The organism is Agrobacterium sp. FDAARGOS_525, from assembly GCF_003938925.1.
Lineage (GTDB): Bacteria > Pseudomonadota > Alphaproteobacteria > Rhizobiales > Rhizobiaceae > Agrobacterium > Agrobacterium pusense.
In genome coordinates this window covers 1458007-1474303 of the sequence record NZ_RKIU01000004.1, presented here as the reverse complement: position 1 = coordinate 1474303, position 16297 = coordinate 1458007, and the positions used below count along the sequence as shown (strand labels likewise).

The 16297-nt window shown below is 56.8% G+C and carries 17 protein-coding genes; 3 read left to right on the top strand and 14 right to left on the bottom strand.

Annotated elements, in window-relative coordinates; translation table 11 throughout:
* Nucleotides 1–301 precede the first annotated feature (301 nt).
* Complete coding sequence (locus EGT36_RS23240) at nt 302–1636, top strand: flagellar hook-basal body complex protein (protein WP_125271143.1); 1335 nt, start codon at nt 302–304, stop codon at nt 1634–1636.
* A gap of 39 nt (nt 1637–1675) precedes the next feature.
* Here the strand turns inward: EGT36_RS23240 and EGT36_RS23235 are convergent, their stop codons facing one another.
* The 13 genes from EGT36_RS23235 to EGT36_RS30635 form a co-directional block, all read right to left on the bottom strand.
* Nucleotides 1676–2005 carry a hypothetical protein gene (locus EGT36_RS23235; RefSeq protein ID WP_125271142.1) on the bottom strand — a complete coding sequence of 110 codons (330 nt, stop codon included), beginning with the start codon at nt 2003–2005 and terminating at the stop codon, nt 1676–1678.
* Nucleotides 1989–2243 (bottom strand): hypothetical protein, encoded by a 255-nt coding sequence (locus EGT36_RS23230; RefSeq protein WP_125271141.1) that lies wholly within the window; start codon nt 2241–2243, stop codon nt 1989–1991. The genes EGT36_RS23235 and EGT36_RS23230 overlap by 17 nt, the downstream gene beginning before the upstream one ends.
* Nucleotides 2244–2288: 45 nt before the next feature.
* A complete protein-coding gene (locus EGT36_RS30645) occupies nt 2289–2453 on the bottom strand; it encodes a hypothetical protein (protein WP_172965702.1) in 165 nt (54 codons plus the stop codon).
* A gap of 39 nt (nt 2454–2492) precedes the next feature.
* Nucleotides 2493–2819 (bottom strand): hypothetical protein, encoded by a 327-nt coding sequence (locus tag EGT36_RS30640; protein WP_172965701.1) that lies wholly within the window; start codon nt 2817–2819, stop codon nt 2493–2495.
* A 19-nt stretch (nt 2820–2838) separates the two neighbouring features.
* Nucleotides 2839–3651, bottom strand: a complete 813-nt coding sequence (locus tag EGT36_RS23220; protein ID WP_286084332.1) for a glycoside hydrolase family 108 protein — start codon at nt 3649–3651, stop codon at nt 2839–2841.
* Nucleotides 3652–4381: 730 nt separating this feature from the next.
* On the bottom strand, nt 4382–4909 hold the full coding sequence (locus tag EGT36_RS23215; RefSeq protein WP_125271139.1) for a hypothetical protein: 528 nt from the start codon (nt 4907–4909) through the stop codon (nt 4382–4384).
* Between the two features lie 2 nt (nt 4910–4911).
* Nucleotides 4912–6768 (bottom strand): pyocin knob domain-containing protein, encoded by a 1857-nt coding sequence (locus EGT36_RS23210; RefSeq protein ID WP_125271138.1) that lies wholly within the window; start codon nt 6766–6768, stop codon nt 4912–4914.
* A complete protein-coding gene (locus tag EGT36_RS23205) occupies nt 6768–6989 on the bottom strand; it encodes a hypothetical protein (RefSeq protein ID WP_125271137.1) in 222 nt (73 codons plus the stop codon). Before EGT36_RS23205 ends, EGT36_RS23210 begins: the two co-directional genes overlap by 1 nt.
* An 18-nt stretch (nt 6990–7007) precedes the next feature.
* Nucleotides 7008–10154 (bottom strand): phage tail protein, encoded by a 3147-nt coding sequence (locus EGT36_RS23200; protein WP_286084331.1) that lies wholly within the window; start codon nt 10152–10154, stop codon nt 7008–7010.
* Nucleotides 10155–10212: 58 nt separating this feature from the next.
* On the bottom strand, nt 10213–10641 hold the full coding sequence (locus EGT36_RS23195) for a GNAT family N-acetyltransferase (RefSeq protein WP_125270944.1): 429 nt from the start codon (nt 10639–10641) through the stop codon (nt 10213–10215).
* A complete protein-coding gene (locus EGT36_RS23190) occupies nt 10641–11306 on the bottom strand; it encodes a hypothetical protein (protein ID WP_125271136.1) in 666 nt (221 codons plus the stop codon). The genes EGT36_RS23195 and EGT36_RS23190 overlap by 1 nt, the downstream gene beginning before the upstream one ends.
* 22 nt (nt 11307–11328) lie before the next feature.
* On the bottom strand, nt 11329–11592 hold the full coding sequence (locus EGT36_RS23185; protein ID WP_125271135.1) for a hypothetical protein: 264 nt from the start codon (nt 11590–11592) through the stop codon (nt 11329–11331).
* Between the two features lie 27 nt (nt 11593–11619).
* On the bottom strand, nt 11620–12681 hold the full coding sequence (locus tag EGT36_RS30635; protein ID WP_172965700.1) for a carbohydrate binding domain-containing protein: 1062 nt from the start codon (nt 12679–12681) through the stop codon (nt 11620–11622).
* Between the two features lie 81 nt (nt 12682–12762).
* Between EGT36_RS30635 and EGT36_RS23170 the strand changes: the two genes are divergently transcribed.
* Both EGT36_RS23170 and EGT36_RS23165 read left to right on the top strand, forming a co-directional pair.
* Complete coding sequence (locus tag EGT36_RS23170; RefSeq protein WP_125271134.1) at nt 12763–13017, top strand: hypothetical protein; 255 nt, start codon at nt 12763–12765, stop codon at nt 13015–13017.
* A 451-nt stretch (nt 13018–13468) separates the two neighbouring features.
* Nucleotides 13469–13897: a hypothetical protein gene (locus tag EGT36_RS23165; RefSeq protein ID WP_125271133.1), complete on the top strand. Its 429-nt coding sequence runs from the start codon at nt 13469–13471 to the stop codon at nt 13895–13897.
* A 76-nt stretch (nt 13898–13973) separates the two neighbouring features.
* On the opposite strand, the gene EGT36_RS23160 is transcribed toward EGT36_RS23165, so the two are convergent.
* A complete protein-coding gene (locus EGT36_RS23160; protein ID WP_125271132.1) occupies nt 13974–16289 on the bottom strand; it encodes a tape measure protein in 2316 nt (771 codons plus the stop codon).
* Nucleotides 16290–16297: the final 8 nt, after the last annotated feature.

Below are 16297 nucleotides of genomic sequence, written 5' to 3'. Positions count from 1 at the left end.
GTAGTCTCCGTGGATTTCGGGGGAACCCGCAGCACCGCAGCACGCGCTGTGGGCAATATCTAGCGACTATCCGTGCTCATTTCTACAAAATTCGACCCGCATGAGCCAGATACGCGCCATCAAGTGATCAAGCATGATCCTGTAAAATGTCCGCGCCGCAATTGCATGTTTGATATGGGCGCGAATTCAATGTGCCAGCGGCACACCGCTTACCGAAAACACGTGGGAGATCACTGCCTACGTAAATTATAGCGGCACGTCGTCCGGCTTCCCTTATGATCTGGACAGTGGCGATATCGTCATGGCGACCACAACGTTGACTTTCGATCCGTCCACGGGGGCTATAATTGGCGGCAATCCAAAGCTGTACCCCGATCCGGCCGATCCGTATTACCTGGATTTTTCCAAACTTTCCCAGCAGGGTTCCGGCGGTGGCTCGTCGCAGGGAATGAAAATTCAGATTAACATGCCGTCCGATGCCCCAGCCATTAACAGTGGCGCTGGCGATGTACCGGCGTCCGCAAACCAAGTAAGCTCCACTTATCTTGTTAAGCAGACCCTCTCGGGTTATGCGGGTTTTGCCGGGGACGTTCAACTCGACGTCTACTACACGAAGCTCAGCGCAGACACGTGGGAAGTTTCGATCTACGACAGAGCGAAGGCGACCGCAGGAGGTTTTCCCTATGGGCCTGCGGGCGATCCACCGCTGGCAAAACAGTTGCTGACCTTCGACTTAACGAGCGGTGCCATGACCAGCAGCGGCCTCGTCAACGTAACCTTGCCCAGCAACGATGTCTGGCCGATTGATTTCAGTGGCTCGGTATCGATTCCAGACCTCTCGCCGGGATGGGAGGATGGAGTACAGGTCAGCCTCAACCTGCCAGCGGCCGCGCCAACCGTCACCCCATATGTTTTAGGTGCTACCCCCGCCGACAATTCAGCGTTAAGTCAGTACTCCCAAAAGTCCTCGGTCGTCGCCTATGATTATTCCGGTAAGTCCGTTTTGCTGGATGTTTACTACACTAAGGGCGCTGACAATTTCTGGGAAGTCACCGTATTCAACCAAGCCGACGCCAACAATGGCGGATTTCCTTATAACTCGGCTCCTTTGGCCACTGATTTACTTGAGTTTGACCCGGCGACAAGGAGGCTTGTCGAAAACCCGAGTATTCTTATTGATGTACCGAATGGCGCAGCAATGACACTCGATATGTCGGGCACCACAGACTTTGCTGCAGCCTTCTCGGTCAATGCTGCCAACGTAAATGGAAGTTCCGCGAGCGCATCCACGGGATTTATCATCTCCGATGACGGGATTGTATCGGCGCGCTATGGCGACGGCGCACTTCGTCCTCTTTTTCAGATCGCCTTGGCCGATGTGCCAAGCCCGGATAACCTTATGCCGGTCAATGGTAACGCATATTTGCCAAGCAATGCCTCCGGTATCGTCACGATTTCCTATCCAAATTCTGGCAGCATGGGATCGATCGTGTCGGGGGCGCTGGAAAATTCTAATGTAGATATCGCCACTGAGCTCACGGAGATGATCGAAAGCCAGCGTGTCTATACGGCTAACTCGAAGGTATTCCAGACCAGCTCAGAGTTGCTTGATGTGCTTATCGGCCTCAAGCGCTAGTGTTTCCAAGCATTGGAGCACTACCCCAGCGGGATATGTTCAAGGCCTCCTAGCCACCTCTCGCTGGATGCGGAGCTCTTCACGGATCCGGTCCATCTCGATAGCCATATTCGAAAACGACCTGCCTGAGTCTTTCATGGTCTCGGTCATTTCATGAACGGCCTCGGTATGCGCCTCAAGCGCGCGTGTGGCGTTATTCAGGGCTGTAGGGTCTACGATCACCGCAGCAACCTGAGCGGCCGCCGGTGACGTGGCAGGAGGCGTTTTTGCACCTTGCCAAAGCCCGAGATACCGAACCCCGAAGATTATTGCGAGAGTTGCACCAAAGGTGATGAGAGCGGGCGTCGGCAAATTAGCCAGCTGTTCCATTCCTGATTTCCCCTTGGTCGCGAGCGGCGCGGTTTATGTTGACGAGCTCGCCAAAAGCAAAAAGCGGATAAATGGCGATCCACGTGCTCACGACATCAGAGGATGCGAAGCCGTATGTTATGCCTGTCCAGATGATGCAACCTACCCCAGCTGAGAACTGCCTGATCTGGGGTGTAACCTTTTCCTTGGCGCCATTGATGACCAGGCCAATGATGCGCAAGCATCCGACGATCGCCATCAGCCAGCCGAGAAACGATTCAGATGGGAAAAGCTGCCGGAAGGTCTAGAACTGCGGGAGATTGAATGTCTGCGTCGGCAGCAAAAGCACCCAGCCGAACCCGATCATGTGCAGCGCCATGAACCATTCCGTCATTCTCGGACCGAACCGATGCTGGATGCGCACCCACATACCAACACCTCTGTAACCGGGCGCGCTCACTTCCAGCACCCTTGGCGACTCCCATGTGCGTTATGGCTCGCGACCTGGTTAGCGAATTGCCGATCGTCCATTGTGATCTTCACTGCTGTTTCGAGCGTCGGCTGAAGCTTGCTCCACCCGGCGCACACATTCGAGGTGTTCGGCGTCTGGCAGCCCGTAATTAGCGCACAGCTCAGCAGCAGCGGAAGAATTGATTTCCACATTGGTATCGTTCCTTGATTGGAGGACTTCGACGGTCTTCGTCAGTGTCTCTGTGGCCATCTCGGCGCGCTGGACGCGCTTTCCTGCGAGGTAAGATGAGACAGCCACCACACCGACACAGAGAAGCCCACCAGCGGCGATCTTGAGCCAGTTAGGGATAAGCGCCCAGATCATGCCGCCCTCACCCGCTTGACTAGATAAATGAAGCCAAGGATGCCCCGCCGATCATCAATGCAGCGAGCGCCCACTGCACCGGGCCGGATCCGGCAAAGATTGCGCCGGCCGCCGACAGGAAGCCGCCAAGCGGTCCCCATGCTTCCGGCTTCTTGATCACCTCGATAAGCCCCGTGTCGCGAACATCGGCTTTCGCCTTGCCTTCCTCCGGCACCTTCACGTCCTTGACCATATCGGCGCTGAGCGTAGCCAGACGAACTGCATTACCGACAACGCCGAGCTGATCAGCCCACTGGCCTTTCGGATCCTTGCCAGTGACACGGATTGTCCAGCCACGGCCATTGACCGGGAAGCCGGTCTTTGCATTGGTCAAGCTGCGAAGATAGGCCATGCGTTCGTCGCAGTAGGCGTGGATGAGCTTGGCGATACCGCCGGGGTATGCCTTGACAGCCGCCACGGTCTGCTCGCCCACAACGCCGTCCTCGCGAACGCCGAGAACCTTCTGCAGGCGCCGGACTGCGGTAGCAGGTCCGGAGTTCACGCCAAAGTCAAAGGCTGCATAATCGAGTCCTTTGGGCAGCAGATCGCCTCCACTCTGCGTCCAGTAGGACCGGCGATAGATTTCAGTGGCTTCCTCGCGCGTCATCGCCTTGACCTGTTCAGCCGTGACAGATGCAACGCCACGATGAGCCGCAAGCGTCTTTCCCGTAATCCCAAACTTCGTCCCGACGAGAACTCCGTTGAGGTAATTGCCTTTGTCGCCCTTATGGTTGGTGTATCCGCCTTCATGGCCGAACATTAGTTCCAAGGCGATTGGAAGTGTTTCTCTCATCTGATAGACTTTCTTTGGTTCAACAAAGTATGGAAAACCTATGCGAGCTTTAGATATCACTGGGCAGCGTTATGGGCGGCTGGTAGCTATCAGCCGCGAACCATCCGGACGACACACGAAATGGCGTTTTCTTTGCGATTGCGGGAATGAGACGTCGATTTACCTCGACGCCGTCAGGGCTGGTCGTAGCACCAGTTGCGGTTGCCTTAGGACAGAGCTAATTCGGGAGCGATCATTGACGCACGGGCACAAGGTCGGGCGCAAAACGTCCCGCACTTTAAAGGCCTATCAGCATGCTAAATCGCGTTGCGAAAACCCCAATGACCCAAAGTTCGATAACTATGGTGGAAGGGGAATCACCATGTGCCGAGAGTGGCGCGAGAGCTTCGAAACGTTCCTTCGCGATATGGGGGAATGTCCACCTCGCATGACACTTGATCGGGTTAACGTGGATGGCCATTACGAGCCGCGGAATTGCCGTTGGACCTCACACCGGCAGCAGGCGCGCACAAGGACGAATAATGTTCTTGTGGAGTTCGAGGGGCGTCATGTCATCCTCAAGGACTTCGCTGCTTTGGTAGGTGTCAACTACAAAGCTCTGCACGCTAGGGTGAAATACCGTGGGCAATCCCCAGTCGATGCGGCAACCCAGTTGAAAGCCCAAACATAAGGTCGAGAGCGACGGGAAGCGTTTCCCGAGCCATGATGTTCTCCTGATTTTCGAGAGTGTTTAAGCCGTGACGGCTTCCGCCCACATGGCGTCAATCTGCTCGTCGGTTAGACCGAGAGCGGCAGCAATAAGCAAAAGCGTCGGATGGTCGCGGTTGAAGGTGCTGGCGTCGGCCCATTCGATTTGGGCTTCTTCCTTCGCAAGCCCATCAGGCATTGCCGCGATAGCAGCGTCGACGCCAGCAATAGAGATACCGTTGCGAACCAATGTGAGGCGAAGTTGACGCCGTGTAATTGGCGAAGGTGGCGTAGGTTCAATGGGTGGGTTGTACTCCACCACTTCGCCATCCACCCATTTGCGTCGGCCGGAATTATTTACGAACTCAAGCCATTGCTCTGGAGTGATTTCAATCGCCTCATCTGGATAATCATCACCAACAACGATGGTCGAATAAAACCCGGTCGGGAAACCGTCATCCGCGAAGGTCGCAAAGATCGCTTCCGGCAACTCAATCACATCCGGCAACGTTTCGCCGGATGTCATTGAAGCGTGCTCGGAAACTACCGGCTCGTCGGTCTCGTTTTCCATTCTTACCTCCCCACTGCCCAATAGTTTGCGGGCATGTTGTCAGCGGCCACAGTTCCGCCTGCGACATAACGCGTGCGCAGAGCAAAATTGCTCAGCGTCCATGTGTCCGCCCACGCGGAGTACATCACTGTTGCGGACGCCTGCGCGAGATTGACGTTTGCGAAAACGCCGTAACATGCGGTCGGGAACGCAGTCGGAAAGGCGACCGTCAAGTTACCCGCACTTGTGGTCGCAGAACCCCATTGAAGTATCAGCCCACTCGGCAGGCGCTGCCATCCGTTTGCGGCCAATGACTGACCTGCGCCGAGGGTGACCCAAGCTGCTGCCGCGTCGGCATCATCGAGCAAGGTGCGGGCGAAGGCAGTAAGGTCGGTAGTCGCCATAGCCGCCGCGCCCGTGAAGTACGCCAGCTTGTTCGCGGCCCCGGTGACAGCATGAAGCGCTGCTACAGGTCCGGTAATCTGCTTGATGGTTTTGCCGCTCGTACCGCTGAACCCGACAGGTGCGTTATCGATGGCAACAGCAGGGCCGGACACATCGCCGTCGATGCGGGTCCAAGAGGTCCACACACCGCCCGCTTCCTTTCGATACCAAACATTGGTTCCGGTGCTTAGATTACACGCGGTTTGCTCACTTCCGCCGACGCCGAAAGCAGTTTGTTTCAAAATAAAACTTCCGCTTTCAGGTGCATTTGTCGGAACTGAAGTGCCACCCCAGCGATAGGTCGCTGAAATGTCGGGAAGTGAGTTAAGATCATCCGTGCTCGTCAACAACGTGCCAGTGCCGCCCAAGCCAAACGCCCCGACAAGCATTGCAGCGCCCGCAGTGGCATCGGTTGCGCTTGTTTGACCTATCGGAAGCTCGCGCCACGCCGTCCAACCCGCCGTTAGCTGAATTCTCGTGTAAATTCGGACGTTAGATGTGATGCTATCAAAGAAGATTTGCGTTTTTCTATCTGACGCCCTTTGGAATTGAAGGATGTAGCCCCACCCGCTAGTGCCTATGGGTGTATTTGTGCTCCCATTTGCTGCTGAAAACAGGCCGTTTCCGACGAGGTTGTTTGCGTCAAGCGTAGGGCTTGCGGCCAAATCTCCAAAATTCCAGCCGCGAAAAGTGCCGGATGTAATACTGGAAATGTCCGTTACATCGCCAACTTGACTTTGCTGCCACACCGTCCATGTATTTGACAGTTTGCGCCTATTCCAACGCCGACCTTGGGCGGTGACGCTGATAAACTCTTGTGTTGCCGCCGATGCGTCGTGGATTAAAGTGAAAACAATGCCTGAGCCGCCGCCAGACGGTCCGTTGACAGTTACAAGGTTTGTACTCGCGACTTTGACCCATCCACTCTCAGTGATGTTGTCGAGCGCATTAGCTGCTGTGACGAATGAAGCTGCCGCTTGCAACCGCGTCGGGATCTGCGCATTCGGAATTGTCCCGAGGAGACCGTAAGCCGATGCGCTGTTTAGCAGTGCGGCCAAACCGTTCTCATCGATCCCCAGCAGGCGGCTTGGCGTAGATGGAAGCTGAGACAGACCATACAGCACGCCAGAGCCGAGCGAACCGAGCACGCGCCGCATCGCTTCAACAGCGATCACGTCCGGGTTGGTTAGCTCGATCTTGTAAGCGGCGTTTGTCTGCGCCGGACCCGGCCAGTTATCCTCAAGCGTCAGCTGCGTGTTGCTGTCGACCGACGCAATGATGATCGGCCGGCCGACATGAATGCCAAACTTGTCGCCAGCCTTGATGGCGGTCAAACCGCCTACGGCTGACAGCCAGTTCGTGCCGGTTCCAGTGACGGTCTTGGAGTTAACCGCGACCGTCGCTGTACCGGTGTTGTAGTAAGCTTCGCCCGCCATTATTCCAAGCCTCCGTCAGTGGGTTCCTCTTCCTCGCCGCGAGCAAGGCGCAGATCAGCTTCCAAGCCGTCGATTTTCGCATTCAGCCGAGCGATTTCAGCCGCAGCAGAGGCGTGCGACTGAGCAAGAAAGAGGTTGCGCTGCTTAAAGAATTCTTCGCGCGCGTTCGCTTCTTGCAGGGCGACCCTCGGATCGACCTGCATCGTGTTGCCGGTTGTCATTCTTCACCTATTCGAGGGTTAGCGCTTGAACACCAGCGCCGTGATTTGTGAGACCAAACTTCCGCCTTGAAGGCTTCCCGAAGGGCCAGAAGCGCCTCCAATCGTGAATGTCGTCTGCGTTCTGCCAGATGGCGGAATGAAGTTCACAGAGGAAGCCACATATGCGGTTGCTCCACCCTGGACAGAAGAACTGTGCTGGGTGTCGATAATGTTGCCGCTTTCCGACAATGTCATAGACGCGGTCGCCAACCCCGGAGGATTGACCGTAGTGGACATGGTTCCTCTTGTTTTCCATATTATCAGGACGTTTGGAGCACCTGCGCCGTGGTCGACCACCAGGGTTCCAGAGGATGCAGACACGGCGACGCTGACAGCGCCGGGAGCGATATTGGACGTGCCGACCTGAAGATTGCCAACAATCGCATTTTCGATATTGACATTGCCCAGCTCGCCCGACAACGCGGACAGGCTGTTAACCCTGACGTCATCGAGATAGAGGACGTTGCCCTGATATACGAACGGGTTACGGACTATCGAAGCGTCATCATTGCCGATAATGATCTGCTGCGCCTTCAGAATGACACGCGTCGGGCTGGCCGGGTTTGATGGAACATCCAGCATTAACGCTGCTGACCGGAACGATGCATCGTTCACGGCCGCAACAATTGCGTAGCGAGCGGCGTAGCCAGACGGCCCTGCGCTCGCTTCCCACTTCACGTTGACCTGGGCATTGTTCCCGCCGAGGGCCGCAGTGAGCGTATCCGTCCGAGTGGCCAGCGCCGAGGTAGCATTCGCCACCGCGAGAATGTCGGTAGACAGCTGAGCAGTCGCCGCGCCAAAATCCACCTCGATTTCGTCAACCCTGCCTACGAGCGCCTCATTGGCATTGGCGACGGCGATGATCTGACTTGTCAGGCTGGCAGTGGCGTCGTCGAACTCCACCTCAAGGCTGTCAACCCTTGTGGCAACCGCCTGCGTACCATCAACAGCGACCTGTACTTGGCTGGTAAGCGAAGCAATGTTCTGCCCTACACTGACGGTCAACTCTTCCAGCTTCGTGCCAACGGCCGCCGTTTCGCTGACCGCTATCTCGATTTTCTCGCGATAGTCTGCACGAGCACTGCCCAGCGCCAGCGACAAGTCGCGCCTGATGGATTCGCTGTGCTCCATTGCTGCAGCTGGCATTTCCAGCTGGGCAGTGATGAGAGCCTGAATGCGATCTCGCGACGTGCGCGCGTTGTCGTAGAGCCACGAGAGCTGCTTATCGATGCCGGAGAAGTCGACATCGACGAACACATCCTTGTCGGTCAGCAAGACATTAGGCGTGATGACGGGAATGAACCCAGACCACAAGACAGGCCTATCGCCGCCGGGGATGTATCGCCCGCGGACGACGTAGCTTTCAGCCGGCAGCAGGCTTTGCGAGATGAGCATAGAGCCAACCTGGGGCTGGTCGGTTCGGCCCTCGGAGATTTTCTCCAGCGTGGCCTGTAGTCTCACCTCGTATTCGATGCCGATCACGTCATCGAGGCGCCCATCGCTGTTATCCCAGGTCAGCCGAATAGCCGGTCGGCGATCTTCACCGGAGCTGTCCTTGACCGTGGCCGGTTCCGCAAACCAGTCGACGATCGGCTGTGGTGTCGGACGAATGACACCAAGCTGGCCGTCAACAGGCGGCTTGAATTCGGTATCGCTGCTCCAATCATAGTCGGCCGGATCAATCTCAGTGATGTCGATCATCACGTCGAGATTGGCGCGATCGGCAACACCGTCGATACGCATCAGCTTGGCGATGTAGCCGTTGCGCTCTGACGTCCACGAAAACACCGTTCCCGGCGTGGCGTAGGCCCAGAACTTTGGCGGCAGGACAATCGTATGCCTGCGGAAGCGCCGAGCCTCCTCAAGCGCAGATTTCATCAAGCGCTGAACCTGCTCCGGGTAGGGAACGAAGTTCAGGTCGACATCAGCCATCAGGCGGCGATTGCCGTCGATCGCTTCAAGGTCTGTCCGATAGAGCGGCGGGGCTGTCTTGGCGACCCAGCCATCTGCCGGCGAAGGATAGTTTGCCGAAACACCGTTGATCGTGTCGGCCAGCCCGAGGAACGGCGTAAACTCCTGCTCTTCTGTGGATAGGATATCATCGTCGGTGAAAGCGATAACGGGAGCATCAGGTGCACCGGAGTGCAGATAATAGACGCCGCCGACTTCCGATATCCGGCCTTGGCAAGCCGTCAGCAACGCCTCGACGGCGGAGGTCAGCGGTGCATCGACCTGAATTTCACCGCCACTGCGGTAGGTGTTTACCCAGCCCGTTGATTCAAGCGTGCCGGCTCGATGCTTCTCGATCTGCGCAATCCATGCTGCGGCAGGCAGGCGTGAAGAGGAAAGGTTCTGCAGGCCATAGAACCACTGGCCGTTATAGGTGATGCCGCGCAGTAGATTGTAAATCTGCACTGCCGGCAGGAAATCACCGTCGCCGCCCCACGTCGCTGGATCAGCGAAGCGCTGCGGACCAACGCCGCCTTGCGTGCTGTCACGCGAGATATCGTAGAGGCGCAGGCCCTCGAGCAGGAACTTGAAGGAAGGCACGCCAGAAAACATGTTCTTCGAGACGCGAGCCGTGACAATGGCATAAGCAACACCGCGCCCGATACGATCCGGGTTCCACCACCTGTTGCCGTTAGAAACCGACGTGAACAGGAAGCTGTCGGCCGTCGTCTGCGTGCCGTCGTAAAACTTGATCCAGAGACTGTCCGGATACTCGTTGACCGCATAGCCGCGATCCGTCAGCCCGCCGAGCGTCACACGCTCGCCATTGACCCAGACTTCAGCAAGGCCACGCACAGGCAAATCCGACAGCGCAATAACCTGCGTCAGATAGGCGTTCGGCGTATCGCCGTCCTGCCCCCAGGTATTGACGAACACGAGCGAACCAGCGGTGGCTGTGCGGCCCATGATGAAGGAGCGAGCAACATCGCCGCCGCCCTGCAGTGTGCCGTTTATGGAGAACGTCGGGTCTTTGGGCTTCCCAGCGAGAGACTGCGCCAGAAGGCTGACGCCTAGGCCAACCGCAGTTTTCAGCAGGAACGCGCCGACCGCACCAAGGCCGCCAATAAAACTGCCCACAGCCGTAAAAACGGATGCAATAGCCGTGAAAATAGCCATCGATTTTCCTTGGGATGCGCAATGCGCGCGGGGCGCGGATGGCGCCGAAGGAATGCCGCTAGAGCGACTTCATGAAATGTGTTTCGACAGCGCTGTAGCCGCGCCGCTCGTAGAGGCTGGAGACGTCATTGGTTGCCAGTGAAGCCATGCCGGCAGAGACGCAGCCGACTGAGCGAGCCCATGTCTCGTAGGCATCAAGCATCTTGATTGCGGCTCGACCGCGCGCCGCCGTCGTGACGTACCAGACCGTCTCTTTGGCAATCCGGCCAGCACCAAAGGGATGTTCAAAAGCGCAGGCCATAAGAACGCCCTGCGCTGGATCGCCTGCGACGAGAACGCAGGCCTTGTCCGACGCCAGATGCTGCTGAAACAGTTGATCGGCGTAAGCTGCTTGGAACGGGAAGGTGAACCCTGCGGCCGCGTGGCTCTCACGCAGGAGCGCCACAATGCGGTCGCGGTCCTCGCGCTGTGCGAAGCGGACATCCATCAGAATATACCGAACAGCTTCTTGCGCTTCTTTTGTGTGGCAACCTTGCCCTTCTCAGAGCCCCAGAAGAACTCCCACTCGGACGATGTGTCTGCATCGGTGTAAAAAGCGTCACCAGCCTGTCGCAGCACCTGCGTCGCGTGACTGCGCGTCGACGGGTTGGAACGCGTCATTTCCTGCGTGTGACTGGCGCAAACCATCGTCACGCTGCCCTCTTCGTTCTCAGAAGGCGTGTTGATTGTGATGGTGTCGACAAAGCCAACGAAGCGGCATTCAGCCGGCGCCACCATCTGGCGGCTGTCCGGGTCGAACAGACCTCGATAAATCTCGACCCGAGCCTGCCGGCAATCATACTGCCTCACCAGCGTCTGCACGTGCTCGCTGACCTGAGACAGGCGAATATTGACGTTCTGGACCGAAAGGTTGGCGACGAGCGGAATGTCATCGATCTGCACCAGCGTGCCAGAGCCGTACCAGTCACGAGTGACCGGCAAGCCCGTGTCCGGGTGCACGATGGCGGCCGACACGTTTCCGACGTCCGACCACATGCCATCGGTGACCGGCTCGCCAGTCGCCCGATCGCGCGCAACAAACCATAGGAAGTCACGCGCCACCAGCTGCCGCGCCTCAAGCGCTGCAAGGTTTTCTGCTGATATGTTTCTCATTTTGACCTACGTGGGTGTCGGGTTATTTGCCCAGTGCGGCGTCAATCATGTCGCGATAGGTATTGCTCGGCATGCCCGTCGTCGCCAGACCGGCCTCATGCATTGCCCGCGTCGGCTCGCGCATCGCGTTGATAGCCGCGCGGGCCTCAGGCAGGAACTCATGCCATGCGAACTCCTGAGGCTCCGTTTCCTTGCTGTAGTTTGAAGATGAGAATGGCCTGTCGGGATCTAACCCAGATGCAACACAGATCGCCCGCGCCACCCGCTCAATCATGTCTTCAGCCATCACCTCACCACCCCTTGCCAACTCAAATCATCTTGCTTCAATCGCCTGAAACGTGACTGTGCCGCGACCAGTGGCCATGTCGGCAGTTGTCGAAATCGAACCAGGCACGATCGCCATGACGCAGGAAGGCTTGACCAGCGTGGCGGCGACAGGCGCCGTAACGCCCGGCCATAGATGCGGACGGACCTCAAACTGCGATGTCACGCCGCTGGCGCTTGCCGTCGCTGGCTCCATGACCATGTGCAGGTCTTTGTCGCCGATCTGGATGTAATCCCCAACGGAAGCAACGTAGCCAGCGGGAAGACTGGACAGCGAAATCTCTTTTCGGTTTGCGGCAATGGTAGCGACCACAGCTGCGCTACTGAAGTCCAGATCATCAACAAGCATGGTCCCGGCCGTTGAGCCGGTCGTGTGATAGACCTGAATCTGAACATGCGTTGCGGTTGCCGGGGCCGTCACCCGGCCGCCAACCTGTCGATACGACTGAGACAGAGCAACATTGCCAGCCGCATCCGTGAATGATATCGACGTGCCTCCTGTTGCCGCAGCAAACCAAAGCGCTCTTATGTAGCCACCTGAACTGCTGGCCACATCTCCCTTTACCCATCCTGTCAACGAATAAGAGCTACCAGCAATAACCGGAATACGGACCGCAGACCCGAAGCCGAGGCTTCCCGATTTCGTCAGCGCAGCGGCACGAACGCCGGTTCTTGCATCGCTCGAAAGCCCCGCAGTTGACCCGAACGTCCAACCAGTCGTTCCGTTCTCGAAACTTGGATTAGGGACAACATTCCCTATGATCGCCCCATTCGGATACGCCACCGGGAAACAGCGAGACTTCGGGAATGCGCGAAACGTCTTGAGCCCGTTTTCCAAGCTCGTGAGCCGCGCACGCCAATAGTCCAGTTCGTTCGGCTTCATCGAGCGTGACTGCGCCGTCATCTGCCAGAGCGGCGAGCCCATGTCCTTGACGACAGTCCGGCCGCCAGCTGTGCGCGATTGCTCCTGTCGCCAGAGCAGATTGAACTCGGTCGACCAACCAGGGAACTCATCGAAAAACGAAGTTGGGAGCGGGTATGTGATTGTCATTGTGGATTCCGCCTCTTGCGGGGACTCGACTCCCGATTGCGTCCGTGCTCCTTTTCTAGCGCCAAGCTAAAGGAGTGACGCATGAGAGAAGACATTCACGACACCGCATGGAAACTAGGGGTTCAAGAACTACTGAGACGTTTGATCGCGGACACTCACTTTTCATCCGACAAGCAGCAGTTTCAGAAACAGCTTGATGGGTTGCTCAGCCAGACATTAACTGCAATCGAAGCTAACGTCGGTTTTTATGGCGTCAGCGATGCCGACGTCGCGGAGATTAAGGACGGCGCCTCAAAGACCGTGAAGACTATTGTTGGAACGATCAAGCCGATCTGATTTGGTATCGATCAGCAAAGGAAGGATTACTGCATCGAAGATCGAGACCGGACGATCTATTTCGGATTTTACGCTCTTCTTTTTCGGGGGTTCCATATCCATCTCCTAAAACAGTTGAGGCGGCCGGAGCCGCCTCTTTTGTTGATCCCATCAGCCACGACAATCCATGCATCAACGCGGCTTGCCTAGACTTACCTTGCCTGCCTTGGCCGAACCCGGTACGCCATGCGTCACCATGACAAACCGTGCCTTGCCAGCCTTGCCTTCCAAAACTCGACTAGCCGTGGCATGCCTGCCTAACCATCCGCGACATACCGCGCCTAACCAGAACCTTCCCTCACGGCCAGACATCTTAGGCGTACGGGATTAACTAATGGCGCACCTCGTGCTTGAATTGCATTATTACTTATCAGTATAAGCAACGGCAACTGTCGCGCGGGATCAGTCAAGCATGATATTCATTCCTTTTTTAATCGTGATTTGCATTTTCATAATCTACATAATCGGCGGCCTAATATATCTTGGCTTACACGGGTTAGGTCACCTGATCGAAAACGGAACCAGGCGTACATGGCTTCTTATCGGCGCTGCGGTCGGCATACCTTCATTCATCGCGGCTGGCATCGCGATTTTCAACGGGGTTCAACAAGCGAACCGATATGGCGGCTTATCGAACATGCAGCGCCATGCCGCGATATCTACCAGATTACAGCTCGATTTTTGGAAGTGGAATATACCGTCGTTAATCGAGTGCATGAAGTATGATGAAAATCTCCAAGCCGTCCTCGACCGGTACCAGTGCGTAAGCAGTGACGAAATCAGGCTTGTAGTAGAAAAATACAACGAATATGCCGCTGAGTACGATGCAGGAAAACGGTAGCCCCAGCTAGCGCGGGGCTTCATTTGCTACGGGCAATACCATCTCCTAAAACCGTCGAGGCGGCACCATTGCCGCCCTACCCCAACTTCACGTTTCGTTTCTGAGCCGACCGAACAGCGGCCTCAACGCGGCTCTGCAACTCGCCCTGCATCTTGGCCAGCGCCTTTTCCTGTCGAGCGACTGCTTCAACAGATGCGCCGCGGTTGTCGACGACTGGATTGAAGTTGACGACGACACCGGCAGATTGCGCTGACATTGACCGCAAACTCGGCACACTCGGGACAGAAATTCCTACCGGCCCACCGTTGGCGTAGCCTTTGAGATTGCGCCGCATGGCTTCCATCGCCGCAGGGCCACCGGCAGCTTTAACTGCCGCCTGGTCAAAGACGTATTCGCCTTTATGCACGACGCCAGCAGGCTGATACTTGCCGCCGTCGCCGGTGTAGCCGCCGTCTGAATACAGGCCGCCCGGAGACGAAGGGAAGCTGCTCTTGCCACCACCGCCAAACAGACTGAACAGGCCGCTCAAGAACCCACCGCCGCCACCAGCAGCGTTGTTGACCTTGAAGATGCTGTTCAACACGTCATCGATCAGCGCGTTGCCGATCTTCTTGAGGCTGTCGGCTAAGATATCCGCCGCGCTGGCGCCCTCTACGAAGCCGTCGATAATGCCGCGCGTAACGTCCTTGGCGGTGGCCATGGCTTCTTCGGCGCGCTGGCGAATCTCATCCTGCTTTTCGGCCAGTTGCTCGGAAGCGACAACAGCATTCGCATAGCCAGCAGCCAGCCCCTCGATCGACTTTGTCAGCTCGGGCGTGATCTTGACGCCTGCCTCTTGGGCAGCAGTGAGAAGGTCTTGCTTGGCCCGGACAAATTCCAGCGTATACCCGTAGTCGTTTACGAGTGGGTCTAGAACTTTTTGCGCTGCCGTTTCCTCGGTTAAAGCTTTGGTCCTAGCGCGTATCTGATCGACTTCGCGTTGGTAGTCGTCGACGCGAGTGCTGCCTGATCTCCCACCCTTCCCGCCGCCGCCATTCGATGTCACCTGATATTGAGGATCGGTGATGTCGATCGGCGTGAATTTCTTACCAGAACCGCCAGACCCAATTGTTGGCGCAGTTGACGGGTATTCGATTTTTGTCTTTTCGAGGGCCGTCTGAACAGCAGTTGGAGCGAGCTTTGCGGCTTCCTCTTGTAACCCCTTTATTTGACCTTCCAGTTGACGAACCTCTGCCTGCCCAAGGACATTCATGGGATTGGCTTTGATTTCAGCAATCTGTTTCTCAAGGTCGAGGCGTTTGGCTGTGATGTCGTTCAGCTTATCGGCGGACTTGACGGTAGACTCTATCGTCAGCGCGCCGCCAAGGTAGGAAACCTTGCCGTCCTTCCCGCCGAGCGCATCAACCACACCGGCGCCGATATTTTGAAGGCCGCTAATCCTACCAATCCACTCGGCCATGTTCTGCGCCGCGGTCGCACCTTCATTTAGAAGCTTTATGATGGCACCAATATCAGATCCTAGCCCATCCATATCTACGCTGTTTATGAAACTCGCCATGTTGTCGATGGCCGAACCGAACGTATTCGCGGCTTGCGTAGATTCGTTGAACCTGCGGACGGAATTCGTTAGAGCGGTGCGAAGTTTCTCCAAGCGCTGATCAACGGTAAACACCGCACCAGCAACCTTTTGCTCAAGCACGGGCGCACCCGCATTGATGCCGTCAAAGAATGCCTTTGAGGAAAGCTTGCCTTCCAGCATTATCGCCCTGAGCTTCGCGACCGATCCTTCGGCCTGCTTGATGCCAGCGGCAGCCGCCTGCAGAATAGTCGGTGCGCCTTCGAGGATCGAATTAAATTCTTCGGCACGGACTACGCCTGCGCCCAACGCCTGCGAAAGCTGCAATAGGGCGCCGGAGGCTTCCTGGCTTGACTGGCCCGACGCGCGCAGCGCCAAGGCAACGTTGCTGGAAAGGCTGATGATCTCGTCCGACGATACACCGAGCTCTTTCTGGACCAAGGACACGCGACCATAGAGCTGGACCAGGGTTTCGAGAGGCGCCGCGTTCTTCTGGGCTGCCGTGAAAAGCTTCTGATACACACTTTCGAGTTCTTCGCCGGCGAGGCCCGCTACCTTCAGGGAGTTGGTGATGCGCGTACCGCTATCCGACAACTGCCGAAAACCTTGAGCGCCGCCGATCAGGGCAAATGCTTTCGAAGCGCTTGCAGCAATCCCGGAATAGCCGGCAGCCAGCCGCTTGTTCATTGATGCGAACCGACTCTCGATCGCTCTAGCCTGTTTATTCGTTTCGCCACGAGCTCTTGCAAGCGCGCGCTCATACCCCTTAACGTCGGCAGAAAGCTGAACAACAAGGCGTTCAAGATCTGTTGCCATTTAGAAAC